The 19,081-nt window shown below is 61.0% G+C and carries 18 protein-coding genes; 5 read left to right on the forward strand and 13 right to left on the reverse strand.

The annotated features are described in order from the left end of the window. Window positions 1-360 precede the first annotated feature (360 nt). Window positions 361-1,446: a DUF1615 domain-containing protein gene (locus QRN10_RS19195; RefSeq protein WP_285428914.1), complete on the forward strand. Its 1,086-nt coding sequence runs from the start codon at window positions 361-363 to the stop codon at window positions 1,444-1,446. Window positions 1,447-1,467: 21 nt separating this feature from the next. On the opposite strand, the gene QRN10_RS19200 is transcribed toward QRN10_RS19195, so the two are convergent. From QRN10_RS19200 to QRN10_RS19215, 4 genes are all read right to left on the reverse strand, one after another. Then, complete coding sequence (locus QRN10_RS19200) at window positions 1,468-2,268, reverse strand: DUF4349 domain-containing protein (RefSeq protein WP_285428915.1); 801 nt, start codon at window positions 2,266-2,268, stop codon at window positions 1,468-1,470. Between the two features lie 192 nt (window positions 2,269-2,460). Further along, the gene (locus QRN10_RS19205) at window positions 2,461-3,642 is read right to left on the reverse strand and encodes an acetyl-CoA C-acetyltransferase (protein WP_285428916.1); all 1,182 of its coding nucleotides are present in this window, start codon (window positions 3,640-3,642) and stop codon (window positions 2,461-2,463) included. Between the two features lie 11 nt (window positions 3,643-3,653). Continuing rightward, the gene (locus tag QRN10_RS19210; RefSeq protein WP_034097206.1) at window positions 3,654-4,313 is read right to left on the reverse strand and encodes a CoA transferase subunit B; all 660 of its coding nucleotides are present in this window, start codon (window positions 4,311-4,313) and stop codon (window positions 3,654-3,656) included. A 34-nt stretch (window positions 4,314-4,347) separates the two neighbouring features. Further along, complete coding sequence (locus QRN10_RS19215) at window positions 4,348-5,046, reverse strand: CoA transferase subunit A (RefSeq protein WP_034097208.1); 699 nt, start codon at window positions 5,044-5,046, stop codon at window positions 4,348-4,350. Window positions 5,047-5,179: 133 nt separating this feature from the next. Here QRN10_RS19215 and QRN10_RS19220 point away from each other — a divergent pair, with 133 nt between their 5' ends. Continuing rightward, the gene (locus QRN10_RS19220; RefSeq protein ID WP_181080738.1) at window positions 5,180-6,082 is read left to right on the forward strand and encodes a LysR family transcriptional regulator; all 903 of its coding nucleotides are present in this window, start codon (window positions 5,180-5,182) and stop codon (window positions 6,080-6,082) included. Between the two features lie 120 nt (window positions 6,083-6,202). Here the strand turns inward: QRN10_RS19220 and QRN10_RS19225 are convergent, their stop codons facing one another. The 6 genes from QRN10_RS19225 to QRN10_RS19250 all read right to left on the reverse strand — a co-directional run bounded on the left by QRN10_RS19225 (window position 6,203) and on the right by QRN10_RS19250 (window position 13,904). Continuing rightward, on the reverse strand, window positions 6,203-6,532 hold the full coding sequence (locus QRN10_RS19225; RefSeq protein WP_034097212.1) for a hypothetical protein: 330 nt from the start codon (window positions 6,530-6,532) through the stop codon (window positions 6,203-6,205). 485 nt (window positions 6,533-7,017) lie between these two features. Then, window positions 7,018-7,863, reverse strand: coding sequence for an NAD-dependent protein deacetylase (locus QRN10_RS19230; protein ID WP_181080739.1), 846 nt, complete (start codon window positions 7,861-7,863; stop codon window positions 7,018-7,020). A gap of 8 nt (window positions 7,864-7,871) precedes the next feature. Next, window positions 7,872-8,312, reverse strand: a complete 441-nt coding sequence (locus QRN10_RS19235; RefSeq protein WP_181080740.1) for a CBS domain-containing protein — start codon at window positions 8,310-8,312, stop codon at window positions 7,872-7,874. A 135-nt stretch (window positions 8,313-8,447) separates the two neighbouring features. Then, complete coding sequence (locus tag QRN10_RS19240) at window positions 8,448-10,397, reverse strand: DNA topoisomerase III (RefSeq protein WP_285428917.1); 1,950 nt, start codon at window positions 10,395-10,397, stop codon at window positions 8,448-8,450. A gap of 172 nt (window positions 10,398-10,569) precedes the next feature. Further along, entirely contained in the window at window positions 10,570-12,192 is a 1,623-nt protein-coding gene (locus QRN10_RS19245) for an MFS transporter (RefSeq protein WP_181080743.1), read from the reverse strand. A gap of 65 nt (window positions 12,193-12,257) precedes the next feature. Beyond that, window positions 12,258-13,904 carry a GMC family oxidoreductase gene (locus tag QRN10_RS19250; protein WP_285428918.1) on the reverse strand — a complete coding sequence of 549 codons (1,647 nt, stop codon included), beginning with the start codon at window positions 13,902-13,904 and terminating at the stop codon, window positions 12,258-12,260. Between the two features lie 129 nt (window positions 13,905-14,033). Between QRN10_RS19250 and QRN10_RS19255 the strand changes: the two genes are divergently transcribed. After that, window positions 14,034-14,927, forward strand: a complete 894-nt coding sequence (locus QRN10_RS19255; RefSeq protein WP_181080745.1) for a LysR family transcriptional regulator — start codon at window positions 14,034-14,036, stop codon at window positions 14,925-14,927. A 163-nt stretch (window positions 14,928-15,090) separates the two neighbouring features. On the opposite strand, the gene QRN10_RS19260 is transcribed toward QRN10_RS19255, so the two are convergent. Both QRN10_RS19260 and QRN10_RS19265 read right to left on the reverse strand, forming a co-directional pair. Continuing rightward, window positions 15,091-16,437 (reverse strand): glutamine synthetase family protein, encoded by a 1,347-nt coding sequence (locus QRN10_RS19260; protein ID WP_181080746.1) that lies wholly within the window; start codon window positions 16,435-16,437, stop codon window positions 15,091-15,093. A gap of 11 nt (window positions 16,438-16,448) precedes the next feature. Continuing rightward, window positions 16,449-17,006, reverse strand: a complete 558-nt coding sequence (locus QRN10_RS19265) for a helix-turn-helix domain-containing protein (RefSeq protein WP_285428919.1) — start codon at window positions 17,004-17,006, stop codon at window positions 16,449-16,451. Window positions 17,007-17,375: 369 nt separating this feature from the next. On the opposite strand from QRN10_RS19265, the gene QRN10_RS19270 reads away from it, so the two are divergent. Together QRN10_RS19270 and QRN10_RS19275 are read left to right on the forward strand one after the other, a co-directional pair. Beyond that, window positions 17,376-18,266 (forward strand): terpene synthase family protein, encoded by an 891-nt coding sequence (locus QRN10_RS19270; protein WP_266248809.1) that lies wholly within the window; start codon window positions 17,376-17,378, stop codon window positions 18,264-18,266. A gap of 59 nt (window positions 18,267-18,325) precedes the next feature. Continuing rightward, window positions 18,326-18,634 (forward strand): RcnB family protein, encoded by a 309-nt coding sequence (locus QRN10_RS19275; RefSeq protein ID WP_181080749.1) that lies wholly within the window; start codon window positions 18,326-18,328, stop codon window positions 18,632-18,634. An 81-nt stretch (window positions 18,635-18,715) separates the two neighbouring features. On the opposite strand, the gene QRN10_RS19280 is transcribed toward QRN10_RS19275, so the two are convergent. Beyond that, window positions 18,716-18,985 (reverse strand): DUF1652 domain-containing protein, encoded by a 270-nt coding sequence (locus QRN10_RS19280; RefSeq protein WP_181080750.1) that lies wholly within the window; start codon window positions 18,983-18,985, stop codon window positions 18,716-18,718. Between the last annotated feature and the right edge of the window lie 96 nt (window positions 18,986-19,081).

Consider the following 19,081-nt stretch of genomic DNA (forward strand, 5'->3'; position numbering starts at 1 on the left):
ACTATTGAGGCATCCGCGAAAATCCCTGAGCACGGACTCGACGTCGCGGGTCTTTGCATCCAGGGCGGCGAGTACCAGAAAGCCAATGGCTTCGCTGGTCGCGCCCATCATGAGGCGGCCCTATCAATCAGGGCCATAACGAAAAAAACCATCTGCAATCCCTCGCACTGTGTGATCAGGCGAGGGACTTTGCAGAGGTTTATGGGGCAGGGGAGTAGAGCTTATCCGGCGCTTGCGTGGGATGTTTCGGCAGCTGTCACATCCGGTCGTAACGGGCTAGCCTACCGAACCCACGAACCCTGGTTAGACTTACCTGTCGAAACGTGCAACTCACGGCCCGCCGTCACTCAAGGAATCTTCATGTATTCAAGCCGCCTGATCCTCTGCCTTTTGCCCTTGCTGGTACTGGCGGGTTGCTCCACCGCCCGAGGTCCGCAGCAACCGGAACGCAGCGAAGCCGAGGTCAAGGCGCAGATCGTGCGGTTGCTGCCGGCCAACGTTACGGACCGCAATGGCTGGGCCCAGGATATCTACACGGCCTTTGATACCCAGAAAATTTACCCGAGCACCGAAAATATCTGCGCGGTGCTGGCGGTGACCGAGCAGGAGTCCACCTTCCAGGTCGACCCGCCGGTGCCCAATATGGGCAAAATCGCCCAGGATGAAATCTTGCGCCGTGCCGGCAAGGTGCATGTGCCGGCCTTTGTGGTGCGCAGCGCATTGCAACTGAATTCGCCCACCGGCAAGAGCTACGCCGAGCGCCTGAGCGCCGCGCGCACGGAGAAAGACCTGAGCGGTATCTTCGATGACTTCATCAGCATGGTGCCGTTGGGCAAGACGCTGTTCGGCGGTTTCAACCCGGTTCACACGGCCGGACCGATGCAGGTGAGCATCGACTTTGCGCAGAAACAGGCGCGGAATTATCCCTACACCGTGGACGGTTCGATCCGACGTGAAGTGTTCACCCGTCGCGGCGGCATGTACTTTGGCATTGCCCATTTGCTGGGCTACCCGGTGAACTATGATCAGCCGCTGTACCGCTTCGCCGACTTTAACGCCGGGTGGTACGCCAGCCGCAATGCGGCGTTCCAGGCGGCGGTCAGTCGGGCTTCGGGGATCGAACTGGCACTGGATGGGGATTTGATACGCTACGGCTCATTGCTGCCCGGCACCACTGAGCTGGCGGTGCGTTCGTTGGGCGCGAAGCTGGACATGCGCAACCCCAGCATCCGCAGCCAACTGGAGCAAGGTGAACAGTTGGATTTCGAGGAAACCACCCTGTACCAACGTGTGTTTGCGCTTGCCGACAAGGCCGCGGGCAAACCCATGCCGCGCGCGATTCTGCCGGGGATTGTGCTCAAAAGCCCGAAGATCACTCGCAACCTGACCACGGCGTGGTTTGCCAAGCGCGTGGATGAGCGTTATCAGCGCTGCATGAAGCGCTGAGGGCTGGTCATTTCAATCCCGTCAGGTGTTTTTGCGCTTCACCACAACCCGGCGCCACAGCCACACCCACAGCCATACCACCGGGAATGCCAGGATCAAGAACGGCAGCACATAGCTGGCGCGCTCCAGGGCGTCTGCGGTGCCGTCCACCAGGTTAGTGCCCAGGTTGCTGAACATTCGACTCAAGCGTGACGACTGGTTCGCGCCGTCGTAAGAGCGGAAGTTGAGAGTGACGCGGTTGGTGTCCAGGCGGCGCTGCTGGCCGGCGGCAACCTGGGCGAGTGCCTGCAGTTCGTTTTCAATGCTCGCCTGTTCCTTGCTCAAGGCGATCAGGTCGCTGACGCTGATGTCTTTGCGCTGGGCCAGTTCATCGAGGCGCTGTTGCTGGGCTTGCAGGCGATCCCGGCGGCGACCTACATCAGCCACCGCGTCAGCCAGATCTTCGGCCGTGGTGACGCGCTGTCCGAGCGTTCCACCTTCGGCGGCCAGCCTGACCATCGGTTCCACACCGGTCGGCGCGATCCGCAGGATGATTGCCCCGCCATTGCCGTCTTCGGTAATGCCGAGGATATTGCAGGCGCCGAACCGTGCGGATTCACAAGCCTCACGGGTGGCCTGCATGCGCGGCGCGAGCAGGGCGCCGGGCAAGGCCAGGGTCAATTCATGTTCGTAGGCCAGTTGTGCCCCGGCCCGGCCTTGTTCGCCATTGATGGCGGCGGCGCGGGAATGCTCCTTGGGCGAGCAGCCGACCAGTACCAGGCCAGCCAGCAGAATCAATAACGGGACGCGAAGCGGGCGAGGGTTGCCGTCCAGATGGCGCATTGCGGTTCCTTGGGGGGCGGAGACGTTGGCGGCGATTAAAGCGGGTCCGGCGTATTAACGCAAAGCCTCGTGCAATAGGGCTGACGGTGATGGCTTGGAATGCGGAGTTCGCAGTGCCTCACCCTGACCAGCCATGACGATCTAATGTGGGAGGGGCAGCCCCTCCCACACGTGAGCTGCGCTGCGCTTTTATCAGCTGCGTTCGAGCGCCAGGGCTACGCCTTGGCCGCCACCGATGCACAGGGTCGCCAGGCCTTTCCTGGCATCGAGCTTGATCATTTCGTGCAGCAGGGTCACCAGCACACGGCAACCCGAGGCGCCAATCGGGTGGCCGATGGCGATGGCGCCGCCGTTGACGTTGACCTTGTCCGCATCCCACTCCAGCTCCTTGCCCACCGCCAGGGATTGCGCGGCGAAGGCTTCGTTGGCTTCGATCAGATCCAAGTCGCTGAGCTGCCAACCGGCCTTGTCCAGGCAACGGCGGGTGGCCGAGACCGGACCGATGCCCATGATCGCCGGGTCCACGCCCGCATTGGCGTAGCTGGCGATTCGGGCCAACACCGGCAACCCCAGGGCCTTGGCTTTGTCGGCACTCATCAACAGCACCGCAGCGGCGCCGTCGTTGAGACTGGAGGCGTTGCCCGCCGTAACGCTGCCGTCTTTCTTGAAGGCCGGCTTGAGCTTGGCCAGGGACTCGGCCGTGGTGCCGGCGCGCGGTTGCTCATCCACGGCGAAGGTAATCGGGTCGCCCTTGCGCTGAGGGATCAGGATCGGAGTGATCTCATCGACAAACCGCCCGGCCTCGATGGCGGCAGTGGCCTTTTGCTGCGAGGCGGCGGCAAAGGCATCCTGTGCTTCGCGGCTGATACCGTATTTGTCCACCAGATTCTCGGCGGTAATGCCCATGTGATAATCGTTGAACGCGTCCCACAGGCCGTCGGTGATCATGCTGTCGATCATCTTGGCGTGGCCCATGCGCAAGCCCGTGCGCGCGGCAGGCAGTACGTAGGGGGCCAGGCTCATGTTCTCCATGCCGCCGGCGATGATGACGTCGGCGTCGCCGCAGCGGATGGCCTGGGCACCGAGATGCAGCGCCTTGAGGCCCGAGCCGCAGACCTTGTTCAAGGTCAGGCTCGGCACCGCGTGGGGCAGGCCGGCGAGTATCGAGGCCTGGCGTGCCGGGTTCTGGCCCGAACCTGCGGTGAGCACTTGGCCGAGGATCACTTCATCGACCTCGGCCGGGTCCAGGCCGGTCTGCTCCAACAGGCGACGGATCACGGCAGCGCCCAGTTCCGGAGCCGGGATGCTGGCCAGCGAACCTTGAAAGCTGCCCACGGCGGTGCGGGTGGCAGCAACAATCACGACGTCTTGCATGGAATCTGTCCTCACTGGAAGTGCATTTCTGGAACGTGGTCCGGGACGATCAGTTTACCGGCGGTCTTGCTCACAATCTCTTCAACGCTGACGCCAGGTGCGCGTTCCTTGAGGACAAAAGCGCCATTTTCGATTTCCAGGTACGCCAGGTCCGTTAGCACGCGCTTGATGCAGTGGGCACCGGTCAGCGGCAGGCTGCAACGATCGAGCAACTTGGATTCACCGTCCTTGGACGCGTGGGTCATGATCACAATGATGTTTTCCGCGCCGGCCACCAGGTCCATGGCGCCGCCCATGCCCTTGACCAGTTTGCCGGGGATCATCCACGACGCGATGTTTCCCTGCACGTCCACTTCAAACGCGCCGAGCACGGTGAGGTCGACATGGCCGCCGCGAATCATCGCGAAGGATTCGGCGGAAGAGAAAATCGACGCACCGATGCGCGCGGTGACGGTCTGTTTGCCGGCGTTGATCATGTCGGCGTCGATGGTGTCTTCGGTCGGAAACGGACCCATGCCGAGCAGGCCGTTTTCCGATTGCAGCATGACTTCCATGCCATCTGGGATGTAGTTGGCCACCAGGGTCGGAATGCCGATACCGAGGTTGACGTAAAAGCCGTCCTGCATCTCGCGGGCGACGCGCTGGGCCATTTGTTCGCGGGTAAGAGCCATTTTGTGTGTCCTTATTGTTCGGGCTGGAGGCGGATTATTTGCGCACGGTGCGCTGTTCGATGCGCTTCTCGAAGGTGCCGCAGATGATCCGATCGACGTAGATGCCAGGAGTATGGATCTGCGCCGGGTCCAGCTCGCCCGGTTCGACGATTTCCTCGACTTCGACCACGGTGATCTTGCCGGCGGTAGCGGCCAGCGGGTTGAAGTTCTGAGCGGTGTGGCGGTAGATCACGTTACCGAAGTGGTCGGCTTTCCAGCCTTTGACGATGGCGAAGTCGCCGGTGATGGATTCTTCCATCAGGTAAGGGCGACCGTTGAACTCGCGGGTTTCCTTGCCTTCAGCCACTGGGGTGCCGACGCCGGTGGCGGTAAAGAACGCCGGGATACCGGCACCGCCTGCGCGCATTTTTTCGGCGAGAGTGCCTTGGGGCGTCAGCACCACTTCGATTTCGCCGCTGAGCAACTGCTTCTCGAACAGCGCGTTTTCACCGACGTAGGACGCGATCACTTTGCGAATCTGTTTTTCTTCCAGCAGCACGCCCAGGCCAAAACCGTCGACGCCGCAGTTGTTGGAGACCACGGTCAGCTCACGGGTGCCTTTGCGCTTGATTTCGGCAATGAGATTTTCCGGGATGCCGCACAAGCCGAAGCCGCCGGCGAGTACCGTCATGCCATCTTCCAGGCCTGCCAGCGCCTCTTCATAGGACGCCACGCGTTTATCGAAACCTGCCATATGCACCTCTTTTATTGTTTGTGGGCCAGCCAATGGCCCGAGTGTTGCGCTGATGAATTGATTTGTTAAGTTGTTTTTTAAGGTTGATTGATTTAGAAAACAGCATAGTCGAAGCGTCGCTCGGAGAACCGTCATGACCGTGAAACAGCTGCGTGCCTTCCTCGCCGTGGCACAGAGCCTGAGTTTCGCTGCCGCCTGCGAGCGTCTGCACCTCTCCCAGTCGGCGCTGAGCCTGACCATCAAAGGCCTGGAAGAGGGTTTGGGCGGGCGATTGTTCAGCCGCAATACACGCAACGTGGCGTTGACCCCGGAGGGTGAATCGCTGCTGCCCCTGGCGCGCCGACTGATGGCCGATTGGGATAACGCCGAGGATGAGTTGCGCCAACGCTTCACGTTGCAGCGCGGGCGCGTCACAGTGGCGGCGATGCCGTCGTTTGCTGGCAACCTGTTGCCACCGATCCTGAAGATATTCCGCGCGCGTTACCCACAGGTGAACGTGACGGTGCACGACTTGATCAACGAGCAGGTATTGGAGATGGTGCGCGATCGCCAGGTTGAGCTGGGCGTGGCGTTCGAGCCGTCTGAAGGATCGTCGCTGGCTTTTACTCCGTTGTATCTGGATCGTTTCATTGCGGTCGTGCCGGGGGATTCGCCGCTGGCGCAGTGCGACGAGATCGGTTGGGAAACCTTGCTGGAACACCCCTTCATCACCTTGCAACGGCCGTCCACGGTCCGGGTGATGCTGGAGGAGCATTTGGGTGCGCTACGGATGAAACTGCCGGTCGCACTGGAAAGCCATCAATTGGCGACTGTGGGCAAAATGGTAGCCAGCGGCTTGGGCGTCAGTGCCGTGCCGGCGTTGTGCGCCAGGCAGATGGAGGAGGCTGGCGCGCATTGCATTACCTTGCGTGATCCGGTGATCGAACGACCGATTGGTGTGCTGACCAAGCCAGGGCATGAATTGTCGGCGGCGGCACAAGTGATGTTCGATATTTTTCGCGATGAGGCGGGCAAGGGCCGATTTCCAACGTTTTGACCCGCGGCGCAAACAAGTGTGGGAGATGGCTTGCCTGTTATAACACTTTAACTTCAACACTGTTGTTGAACGTTAATGGCTATCGCAGGCAAACCAGCTCCCACATTGAACGAGGTGTTTCTAGTAGTAGCGATCAATCACTTTTACTTGAGAGCTGTCTTTGAAAGACTCCCAGGCATTGTTAAGTGTGTCGAATACTTGTTCGATAAAGTTGCGATCGGCAGCGGCCTTCTTGCCGACATAACCCTGGCCGCGGCGATACATCTTCAAGCGCGCCGCCAGTTCACGGTTGTTACGGTCGAACTCGGCTTCTTCGGTGTGGGGCGCCAGGCAGTCGATCTTGACTTCGCCCGATTTGCCAATCCACAGGATATGGTCGTCGAGTGTGTCTTTCTGCGCTGCGAACATCTCAGCCAATTCATCGATAGTTGGTTGGTTGTTCAGATTCATGTGTAAGCCCCTTGACCAGTTGGCGATCTATCAGTTGGTTCCGTTAAAACTGCTTAGTTGTCTCCGGCTTCAATAACCGGGCGTCAGTAACTGTCTGCCGAATACGGGCAGGGTCTTGAACCTGATGCATGTAGTCTTGCTGATGAACTGCTACGCAATGCTTTCATAACGAAGACAAGGAGCATTCGAGCTTCTTGTACCGTGCTCTTTCGAGGTCGGTCAGCTTCATCAATCTGCCTTGTGGGCAGTGCACATCCGGAAAAAACAGCTCGGCGGTCAGACGAGCTCTTTCAAAACGCTTGTTACCAACGCTCCCGATCCGGGAGACGCCTTGATCATGCAAGGACAAAAAGGTTACGTCAACGGTTATGTAGTGATTATTTTTGCTCACTACATAATTCGTCGTGGGGACGGGGAGATACGGCAGGGGCGTGACTCAAGCGTCATTTTTTGCGCTGGTCGGTCGCTGCGGTGGAGAAGGGGAGCTACTGCAAACGGTCCGCCAGCAAGGGGAGAAGCTGCTCGCACGAGCCTTCGATCTTTACCTGCAACAACTCATCGCCTCGGGTCTTACCCAGGTTGATGGCGATGACCGGTTTGCCTTGCTCGACCATGGCCTTGCACAAGCGAAACGCCGAATAGGCCATCAGCGAGGAGCCCACCACCAGCAATCCTTCAGCCTGTTCCACCGCCGCCATTGCCTTGGCGGCAGTAGGCGGGGCGACGTTCTCACCGAAAAACACCACGTCCGGTTTCAACCGTTCGCCGTTGCAATGCGGGCAGTGGGGCACCTCAAAGCGCGCTTCGAAGGCTGGGTCGAGCAGCGTGTCGCCATCGGGCGCCTGTACGGCATCGACGCCCGCCAGGTAGGGATTCTGGGTTTCCATCAGATGCTGGATCGCATCGCGCTGGCTGCGCTGCTGGCAGTCCAGGCACAGCACGCGGTGCAGGCTGCCGTGCAGTTCGATCACTTCCTGGCTGCCGGCCTGATCGTGCAGGGCGTCGACATTTTGCGTAATCAACCCGCTGATGCGCCGGCGTTGTTGTAGCGTCGCCAGCGCCCGATGCGCTGCATTCGGTTGTGCGACGCGTACGCGCGGCCAGCCCAGCATGGCGCGCGCCCAGTAACGCCGCCGCGCCTGCGGGGTGGCCAGGAATTCCTGGTACATCATCGGCGCCTTGCCTCGGCGCACGCCTTCGCGGTCGCGGTAGTCCGGGATGCCTGAGGGCGTGCTGATGCCTGCACCGGTCAACACCAGAAAGCGCCGATCGGCCATGGCCCGATACAGGGTGTCGAGGTGGTCCTGCTGATGCGCCAGGGATTCGAGCATGGTTTCTCCTATTCGCCGCGGATGTACTGCTCCAGTTGCCTGATCAGGTCAGCCTGCTCGGCGATGGCCTCCTTGACCAGATCACCGATAGAGAGCAGGCCCAGCAATTTGCCGTCTTCGACCACGGGCAGGTGACGCAGGTGACTGTCGGTCATGATGTTCATGCATTCTTCGACGCGTTTATGGGTATCCACCGTGATCACCGGCGCGCTCATCACCTCGTGCACCTTGGTGGTCAGCGACGACAGGCCCTTAAGCATGATTTTGCGCGCGTAGTCACGCTCGCTGATGATGCCCACCACTTCGTTGTCTCGGACGACCGGTAATGCCCCCACGTTTTTTTCCGACATCCGCATCAGGGCTTCAAACACAGTGTGATCCCATTGGATGGTGTGGACGTCCTGGTTTTTCTGGTCTTTGGCTTTCAGCAGCTGTGCAACGGTTTTCATGGCGGCCACTCCGGTGTTGTTGTTATCAGGAATTCAGTGCAACCCCTACAGAATCCTAGACGGCCTGCGTGCTAGCAAGGACCAATGCGGCGTTAAACCTGTCGAAAAACGTCACTGGCCCGCTTTTTTTGGTGTTTATCCGCTATTTACCGGTTTTTTTGCCCGTTTTGGGCTGGTCGATGTCTTGCGAGCGGCTGCCTTGCGTTTGTTTTTCCACGGCGTCGCTCCTCGGCCTGCCGGGCTGGCCGGGCCGGTGATGGTCATGCGCAGGCCATTGCAACGCGCCACCTGCTTGCTCATCCAGGCCGCCTGTTTGGCGACGAATTCCTCCAGACTCATTTCACCGCTTTGCACCATGTCCAACGCTTGTTCCCAGATGGCGGTGGTGCCGGGGTCGGCGATGGCGCGGGGCACCGCGTCGATCAGGCTGAATGCCGCTGGCGTGGCGGCCAGCGCCTTGCCGTTCTTGACCAGGTAACCGCGGTCGAGCAGCCCCTGGATAATACCGGCGCGAGTGGCTTCGGTGCCGATGCCGGTGGTGTCCTTGAGCTTTTGCTTGAGCAGCGGGTCCTCCACCAGTTTGGCCACGTTTTTCATCGCCTTGATCAGGTCGCCTTCGGTAAAGGGTTTGGGTGGCTGGGTCCACAGGTCCTTGAGCGTGACCTTGGCTACTGCGTAATCCTGGCCCTGCACCAGCGCCGGTAGGGCCTGGGGCGCTGGCGCTTCGCGGCCCTTGGTGGGTGCGAGTGCTTCGGGCAGGGCGCGTTTCCAGCCTGGCTCGATCACCACTTTGCCCACCGCGCGCAGGGCAAAACCGGCGCAGTCGAAATCCGCCTGAGTGCGATCGTATTCGTGGTTGGGCAGGAACTGCGCCAGATAGCGTGCGCGAATCAAGGTGTACACCGCGCGGTGCTTGCCGCTGAGCTGGCCCACATCCTTGCCGGCCCCGGTGGGAATGATGCCGTGGTGGGCGCTGACTTTGGCATCGTTCCATGCCCGCGAGCGCCGCTGGGGATCGATATGCGGCATCAGGTCGCCGACCGCCGTATCGGCACGTCCCAGCGCGGAGAGAATCTTCGGTGCCTCGCCGTGCTGGCTCAGCGGCAAGTAGCCGCAATCGCTGCGCGGGTAGGTGATGACCTTGTGGGTTTCGTAGAGGGATTGGGCAATGTCCAGCGTTTCCTGTGCGCCGAGGCCGAGTTTCTTCGAGCAGATTTCCTGCAGAGTGCCCAGGTCGAAAGGCAAGGGCGCCACCTCGCGCATGCGTTCGGTGCGCAGCTTTACCAGGCGCGCGCTGGTGGCGTTGCCCATGGCATCGGCGGCGGCCTGCGCCAGTTGCGGGTTGAGACAGCGGCCCTGGTCGTCGCAGGCATCCTCGGCGGCGCGCCATTGGGCCGTGAAGGTCATGTGTGCGTGGCGCAGGTCCACATCGATGGCCCAGTAAGCCACCGGGACGAAATCGGCGATGCTGCGGTCGCGGTCCACCACCAGGCGCAAGGTGGGCGTTTGCACCCGGCCTACCGGCAACACGCCTTGATAACCGGACTGACGCCCCAGCAGCGTGAACAGACGACTCATGTTCATGCCGATCAGCCAGTCGGCGCGGGAGCGGCCCAGGGCCGAGTGGTACAGGCTGAAGGTGTCTGCGCCGGGCTTGAGGGCGGCCAGCGCCTTGCGAATCGAAGCGTCGTCCAGCGCCGACAACCACAACCGCTGGATCGGCCCCCGATAGCGGCAATGCTCCACCAGCTCGCGGGCGATCATCTCGCCCTCACGGTCGGCGTCGGTGGCGATCACCAGTTCCTGGGCTTCCCCCAGCAAGCGCTTGACCGCCTTGAACTGGCTGGCGGTCTTGGGTTTGACCAGCATCTTCCATTTGTCCGGCACGATCGGCAGGTCGGCCAGCACCCAGCGCTTGTACTTGGCGTCGTAGGCATCGGGCGGGGCGGTTTCCAGCAGGTGCCCAATGCACCAGGTGACGGTGACCCCATTGCCCAGCCAACACCCATCGCCACGACGACCGGCACCGAGCACCGCCGCAATGTCCTTGGCCTGGGAGGGTTTTTCACAAAGGTACAGCCGCATGGTCATCACATCAGATCGGGTTGATGCTTTGCAGGATGCTCAGTCGGATGGATTTGAGCAACCATTATCTGTATGGATGTACAGCTGGGGGTTTCAAGCGGCAAGCTGCAAGCGGCAAGAAAGAGCCGATTGGCTTTTACTTGCAGCTTGAAGCTTGCCGCTTGCCGCTTATTCAGTTGCTATCGATATCCACATGTCGCGTTTCCTTAAGGCAGAACAACCCGACAATCAGGCTCACCCCCGTCACCACCACCGGGTACCACAGGCCGTAGAAGATATCGCCGGTGTATACCACCAGCGCAAACGATACGGTCGGCAGGAACCCGCCGAACCAACCGTTACCGATGTGGTAGGGCAGGGACATCGAGGTGTAGCGGATGCGTGTCGGGAAAAGCTCCACCATCAACGCCGCCAGCGGGCCGTAGCACATGGCCGCGATCAGGATCAGCAGCACGATCAGCGCCACCACCATGACTTTGTTGACCTGCGCCGCATCCGCCGAAGACGGGTAACCGGCCAGGGTCACGGCGCCACGCAGGGCCGCTTCGTCAAAACCGTCGATGCGCACATCGCCCACGCTCACCTGTACCGGGCTGCCGGCCGGCGCGGCGGCGCTGGTGTAAGGCAGGCCTTGTTTGACCAGAAAGGTCTTGACCTTGTCGCATGGGCTGTCAAACCGCGCCTTGCCCACCGGGTCGAATTGGAAGGTGCAGGTGGCCGGGTCGGCCAGCACGGTGATCGGCGCCTGGCGGCTGGCCTGGTCCATCGCCGGGTTGGTGTAGTGCGCCAGGCCCTTGAAGATCGGGAAATACAGCGCAGTGGCAAGCAGCAGGCCGAGCATCAGCACCGGTTTGCGCCCGATTTTGTCCGACAGCCAGCCGAACAGGATGAAGAACGGCGCGCCAATTACCACGCTGATAATCAGCAGCATGTTGGCCAGGGCCGGGTCCATCCGCAGGAACTGGGTGAGGAAGAACAGCACGTAGAACTGCGCCGCGTAGAAGGTCACGGCCTGCCCGCCGTTGATGCTGAACAGCGCGATCAGCACCACTTTGAGGTTTTCCCATTTACCGAACGACTCGCGGATCGGCGCCTTGCTGGCCTTGCCTTCCTCTTTCATTTTCAGAAAGGCCGGCGACTCATGCAGGCTCATGCGGATCCAGGTGGAGATGCCCAGCAGCACGATGGAAAACAGGAACGGAATCCGCCAGCCCCAGACTTCGAACTGGTCTCCGGTGAAATAGCGGCATGCCAGTACCACCAACAGTGAAAGCAGCAGGCCGATGGTGGCGGTGGACTGGATCCAGCTGGTGTGGAACCCGCGCTTGCCGACCGGTGCGTGCTCGGCGACATACGTGGCGGCACCGCCGTATTCACCGCCCAGCGCCAGGCCCTGCAGCATGCGCAGCACGATCAGGATGATCGGCGCGGCAATGCCGATGCTGGCGTAGTTGGGCAACAGCCCGACGCAGAAGGTCGCCACGCCCATCAGGATGATGGTCACCAGGAACGTGTATTTGCGCCCGATCATGTCGCCCAGGCGGCCGAACACCAGTGCGCCGAACGGCCTCACCACAAAGCCGGCCGCGAAGGCCATCAAGGCAAAGATAAACGCCGTGGTGTCGTTGACCCCGGCAAAGAACTGTTTGCTGATCACCGCCGCGAGGGCGCCGTAGAGGAAAAAGTCATACCACTCGAACACCGTCCCCAGGGACGAGGCGAAGATGACTTTTTTGGAATCGTTGCCGGTGCTCGCGTTTATTGCCGAGCCCAGGGGTTGAGCGTGGTCTGACATCGGGTAGCCCTCACAGTGATTATTTATTGTTGTTCCACTGTCGGCGCCGGGTGTGGCGCCGCTATTCAGATTGCGTGAACCGGTTCTTTCTCCGGTGCGAAGCTCCTTGTGTTCGGCGAAAGGATCAGCTGCGCGGCTTTTTCCGCGATCATCAGCGTGGGTGAGCAGGTATTGCCTGAAGTGATGCGCGGCATGATCGAGGCATCGGCGACACGCAGGCCGGGGATGCCATGCACGCGCAATTGGGCGTCGACCACCGCGTCTTTATCGCTGCCCATGCGGCAAGTGCCCACCGGGTGGAAAATCGTCGTGCCGATGCGCGCGGCGGCTTCGTGCAGTTGCTCTTGGGTTTGCAGCGACTCGCCCGGCAAGTATTCCACCGGTTTGAACTGGCTCAAGGCCGGCGCCGCGACGATGCGCCGCGTCAGGCGGATGGCATCGGCGGCCACGCGCAGGTCTTCGGGGTGGCTGAGGTAGTTGGGCTGGATCAGTGGCGCGTCCGCCGGGTTGGCCGAGCGGATATCGACCCGGCCACGGCTGTGCGGGCGCAGATCGCACACCGAGGCGGTGAACGCGGGAAAGCCGTGCAACGGTTCGCCGAAGCGCTCCAGGGACAACGGCTGCACATGATATTCGAGGTTGGCCGAGGCCTGCTCCGGCCCCGAGCGCGCAAACGCGCCGAGCTGACTGGGCGCCATCGACAACGGGCCGCTGCGGTCGTACAGGTAACGCAGGCCCATGCCCATCTTGCCCCACACGGTGCCGGCGATCTGGTTGAGGGTGCGCGCGTTTTCCAGTTTGTAGATCAGCCGCAGCTGCAAGTGATCCTGCAGGTTGCCGCCCACGCCGGGCAATTCGTGCAGCACATTGATGCCCAAGGGGTTGAGCACTTTGGACGGCCCGATTCCCGAACGTTGCAGGATGCCCGGCGAGCCCACCGAACCGGCGCACAGGATGATCTCCCGGCGGGCTTTCCAACTCACGGGCTGGCCGAGCCGGCGCCCGGCCACTTGAGAGGCACGCCCGTTTTCCAGCAGCACACGGTCGACTTCCACTTCGGTGATCACGGTGAGATTGGGGCGTTGGCGGACGGGTTTGAGGAACGCCTTGGCCGCATTCCAGCGCACCCCGGCCTTCTGATTGACCTGGAAGTAGCCGCAGCCTTCGTTATCGCCCTGGTTGAAATCGCTGACATTAGCGATGCCGCTTTGCGCTGCCGCTTCGCGAAAAGCATCCAGGATCGGCCACGACAGTCGTTGCTGTTCGACGCGCCATTCGCCGCCATTACTGTGAAATTCCGAGCCACCGGCAAAGTGGTTTTCGCTGTGCTTGAACAGCGGCAGTACGTCCTTCCACGCCCAGCCGGCGTTGCCTTCGGCGGCCCAGCCATCGTAGTCACGGGCCTGGCCGCGCATGTAGATCATGCCGTTGATGGAGGAGCAACCGCCCAGCACTTTGCCTCGCGGATAGCTCAACGCGCGCCCCTGCAGGCCCGGCTGGGCTTCGGTTTTGAAGCACCAGTCGGTGCGCGGGTTTCCGATGCAGAACAGATAGCCGACGGGGATGTGGATCAAGGGATAGTTGTCGCGGCCGCCGGCTTCCAACAGCAGTACGCGGTGGGCGGGGTTGGCGGACAGTCGATTGGCCAGCAGGCAACCGGCGGGGCCGGCGCCTACTACGACGTAATCATATTCAGCAGCTGCAGTGGGCATCTGAAGTCTCGCTTGTTTTTCTTATTGCCCCCATCCTAGTTGTTAGTTTTCGTCTTAAAAATGTTAGTTTTTACCCAGCTGCTGTGCGTTTATAAACAGCGCTGCGACGGCCCACGCACAGGAGGCGACATGTTCGACTGGAATGACTTGCGGTTTTTTCTCGAATTGCAACGCAGCGGTCGTCTGCTCACCGCCGCCCAGCGCCTGAAGACCACCCACGCCACGGTGGCGCGGCATATCGAGGCCATCGAGAAGAGCCTGGGCACCGCACTGTTCGTGCAGCACGCCCACGGTTACGAGTTGACCCCTTCCGGCGAAGCCCTGCTCAAGCACGCCGAAGCCATGGAAAACGTCGCGCTGCTGGCCGAAGACGAACTCACCCACACCGCCGCGCCCCTGGGCAAGATCCGCCTCGGTGTGGCTGAAGGCCTGGGTGTGATGTTCCTCGCCGGACGCATGGGCGGCCTGTTCGAACGTTATCCGGGGCTGGAAGTGGAACTGGTGGCTGTGCCGCGCTTCGTCAGCATCCTCAACCGCGAAGCGGAGATCAGCATCCACCTCGAACGCCCCAGCGTCGACCAACTCGTTACCCGCAAACTCACCGACTACCGCCTGGCCCTCTACGCCAGTCGCGCCTATCTGGACCGCCACCCGCCCATCGAAAAACGCGAAGACCTCGCCACCCATGCCTGGATCGATTACGTCGATGACCTGCTGTTCAGCCAGGAACTCAAACTGCTCAGCAGCTTTTGCCGCAACCCCAAAGTGGTGTTCCACAGCACCAGTGTCATTGCCCAACACCACGCCGCGCGCTCGGGGCTGGGGATTGCAGTGTTGCCGTGCTTTATGGCGGCGTCCGACCCGCAATTGGTGCCGTTGCTGCCGGGGGAGCGGATTCAGCGCAGCTACTGGATCAGCTCGCGTCGCGAGTTGCACAAGTCGGTGCGGCTGCGGGTGTTGTGGGATTACGTGGTGGAGCTGTGCGCGCGGGAGCAAAAGCTGTTGCTCGGTGAGTCCAATTGAGCGCCGGACTGCGAAGCGGCCCTGAAACTGAACGCTGACCCAACACAAAATCTCAGCGCCTGTATTGGGGCCGCTTCGCGGCCCAGCGCGGGCGGTGCGACGATTCGACAAGCCCCCTCACCACAACCACTGTGTGCGCCGTTCCCCCTGTGGTGAGCCGAGGTTAAAGAAACCAGCGGTATTCCCGCGCGTTGATTTCTTGTTGAAAGGCCAGATGATCCTGGCGCTTGTTCTCGCAATACACGTCGACAAATTCGGCGCCCAGCTTATCGCGCACGCTGGCGTGCTGCTGCATGGTGCGTACGGCGTCGAGCATGTCCAATGGGAAGTCGGCGCCGCTGTTGCGGTCTTCGTTCAGCGGGGCGATGGGCTCGCGCTGGGCGTCGAGGCCATGTTCCAGGCCGGCGAGGATCGCCGCCAGCACCAAATACGGGTTCGCATCGGCGCTGGCCAGACGGTGTTCGATCCGCAGGTTGCGCGGGTCGGAGTCGGGGATGCGAACGCACGCATCGCGGTCCTCGAAACCCCAGCAGGCGCGGGTGGCGGCGTTGACGGTGCCGCCCAGGCGGCGGAAGGCATTGTGGTTGGGCGAGAAGATCGGCATGCAATGGGGCAGCAATTCCAGGCACCCGGCCACCGCGTGGCGCAGCGGTTGCTGCTGATGCGCCGCCAGCAGGTTGTTGCCCGCGCCGTCATACAGGCTGACGTGCACGTGCATGCCGCTGCCAGGGTATTGCAAGTACGGCTTGGCCATGAAGCTGGCGCGGTAACCGTGCTTGAGGGCCACGCCGCGCGTGCTGCGGCAGAACAGCGCGGCCCAGTCGGCGGCGCGCAGGCCGTCGTCGAGGTGGCCGAAATTGATTTCGAACTGGCCGGGGCCGAGTTCGGCGGTAATCACCGTGATGTCGATGCCCTGGTCCTTGGCCGTCTGCGCCATGTCGTCCAGGACGCCTGAGAAGCGCGACAGTCGATCAATGTGCAGGGTGGGCTGGTCGTCGGCGTCGTCGCTCAGCGGGTCACGGGCAAATTGCGGTAGGCCATGATCGAGGGTTTTGTCGAACAGATAAAACTCCAGTTCGAACGCCACCACCGGATGGATGCCCTTGTGGTGCAGGCGCTGCAGCACCTTGGCCAGCACTTCGCGGGGTTCGAATTCGATAGGGGCTTCGGTGCCGTCGGAGGTGATCAGCATCTGGCCCAGGGGCTGCGATTCCCAGCTCACCGGCTTGAGCGTGCCCGGCACCAGACGCCGATTCGCGTCCGGGTCGCCATCGTGGAAGCAGTAGTCGCCAATCTTGAACAGGCCGCCTTGAGCGCCGAGCAGCACGGCATTCTGCGGCAGCTTCAACGGGCTGCCGGCGGCGACCTTTTCGAGCATCTCGATCGGGTAGCGTTTGCCATAGAAATGCCCGGGAATGTCCAGGGCGATCAAGTCGACATAACGCACGTCCGGATGATGCTGGCGAAAGGTCCGTACTTCGGCCAGCAGCGTGGCGGATTGGCTTTTCACGGGTAATGCTCCTAGTTGTAAACCCACAGCACGCGGGCGGGCAGGTCGGTGAGGTTGGCGTAGCGGCAATGGGCGAAACTGGCCAGGTGAAAGCTGTCGCCGGGGCCGAGCGTGACCGCGTCGTTTTCACCGTCTACCCACAGCGTCAATTCGCCTTCCAGCACAAAACCGGCCTGTTCGGCGCGGTCGCTCATGGTCTGTTCACCGCTGTTGGCGCCCGGCGCCAGCAGACTGTCGAGGATGGAAAAAGCGCCGCTCATGCTCGGCGACACCAGGATGTCGGTGATGCCATTGGCGTAATACACCGTGCGCCGCTCGCTGGGGCGGGTTACCCACTCAATCGCCTTGGGCTTGGGCTGGCTGTAGAAGTAGGTGGTGGGCACGTCGAGGGCGTGGCTGATGGCGGTCAGGTCGGCCACGGTCGGGCGCGACAAACCGCGTTCGACCTGAGAGAGAAAGCCTACCGAGCGCTCGATTTTCTGCGCCAGCTGGGCGAGGGTGAGCTTCTTGTGCTTGCGCAAGTCATGGATCAGCGCGGCAAGGGTGGCGAGTTCTTCTTGTGGGGTCATGAAATTTATTTCGTAAAATTTCATGAAAAATTACAGCATTAATTTCACGATGGCAATCGACACATCGGTGGGCGATCCCGGTGGCGAGGCCCGTGATGAAGTGCCCGTCAATCAGGTAAATAGGCAGAGAGAGCCACCTGTTCTAACCTCGACATGGCGAAACGTTAAGTTCTTGGCTAATTTTCCTAGACATCACTCACGCAGTCGGGTCAGCGGTATCGCCCAGTCACAACGATCAGGCATATTGCTATGGACCCATTTTCGGCTGCCCCACCGTCGGTTATTCCGCCTTTAAAGGTGCGTGCGCTTCGTTGCCCATCTCCCATGCGCATAGATAACGCATTGGGGCGGGTGGTGAATGAACGACTGATGGAATGGATTGAACACATCGGCATTTTCCCTGGCAAGTGGGACAACATCCGCGCCTCGGATTTCGGTCGCTATGCCATGTTGTGTCATGTGGACACCGACGATCCCGACCGCCTGTTGTTGCAAGGCCAGTGCCTGGCGGCGCTGTTTGCCGTCGACGACCATTACTGCGATGACCGCTCACTGGGTTGCGACCCCGGTCAGGTCGCCCCGCGTTTATCGTTCGCGATTGCCGCCATGGACCCCGCTTACCTGCCCACGCCCTTCGACGCCCAACTGGAGATCCAGCTCAACGGCGATCCGGTACTGGTGGGGCTGCGCGCCTATATGCAGCGCGTCGGCCAGTTTTGCACGCCGTCCCAAGTCGCCAGGGTGCGTCAAATCAGTATCGCGATGTTTGTGGCAATGGCCGCCGAGGGGGCGTGGCGTGTTTATGACTCCCGGCCGACCGTCGCTGAGTACCTTGCCAGTCGGCATATCAACAGCTTCTGGCCGTGCCTGGTATTGATTGACGCCATCGGTGGCTATGAAGTCCCGGCTAATCTGTATTCGCAGCCGCAGGTCCACCGAGTCACTGCGCTGGCGGCGCTAGCGACCACATTAGTCAACGATTTGTACTCGGCCTATAAGGAGCATTTGAACGAGGTGGGTACGTTCAAACTGCCGTATCTGCTTGCGGCACAACACCAGTGCTCGCTTCAAGAGGCGATAGACAGGATTGCTGATATCCATGACGGCGTGATGCTGGAATACGAAGCGGCGGAGCGTGTACTGCTCAAAGAGGCAAGTCCGTTATTGAAGCGTTATCTCAACGGGCTCAAAGCCTGGATCGCGGGGAACCTGGAGTGGCACAAGCACAGTGCGCGATATCAAGCGGATTTCATGCGGTGAATGATTGCGCGCGCCAGGGGTCTGAACCTGGGTACGCATCATTCATTGAAGGAGCACCCATGAAATCCAAAATTCTAACCGCCTGCCTGCTGGTCGCCGCCAGCCTGTCCACCGCCAGCTTTGTCGCGCAGGCCGGTGATACTCCGCAGGAAACCGTGCAACCTTCCAACATTAACGCCCGTGATTTGAAAGAGGGCGATCGCGCGCCGGATATGCTGATGCGCAAGGAGTCGGCGGTCACCGACTGGAAAAAACGCGGCCTCAAGCAGCCAGAGGAAGAAAGCCAATGGACGCGTGTGGGCGACAAGTTTGTGCTGCTCAAAACCACCAACGGTACGATCCTCGAGATTACCCCCGTCAAGAAGTAACCCTCTGGTAACGTCAAGTGCCTCGGATAAAGGTAACCGGCCGCAACGGCCGTGTTACCTGCCGCAGGAGAGCGGGTTTTATTACGTGGTCGATAACGGAAGGTCGTCCAGCGTGAGCTTGCCCACATTGTTGCTTTGCAACTCGTAGCGCAGCTCTTCCACCATCTTTTTCACTTGCTCTTGGGTCTGCAGCCGGTTGGTGCTGATCCCGGTCACTACCAGGTCCACTCGGCCGGTTTCGGCGTCATAGACCTTGAGGGTCAATGAGGCATCCCGACACAGGGTAAATTCGCAGGTCAGTGGCGACAGGCCTTCTTCGATGCAATTTCGCAGTTGAGCGAGGGTGAACATGCAGTTTCCTTCAAGGCATGAAAAAGCGACGGCACAAGGTCAGAGCACCCTGTACCTACCGGCTGAAGGTTAAGGATTGTCGGCGCAGGCAATAAG

The organism is Pseudomonas sp. lyk4-R2A-8 (assembly GCF_030209095.1).
GTDB classification, from domain to species: domain Bacteria; phylum Pseudomonadota; class Gammaproteobacteria; order Pseudomonadales; family Pseudomonadaceae; genus Aquipseudomonas; species Aquipseudomonas quebecensis.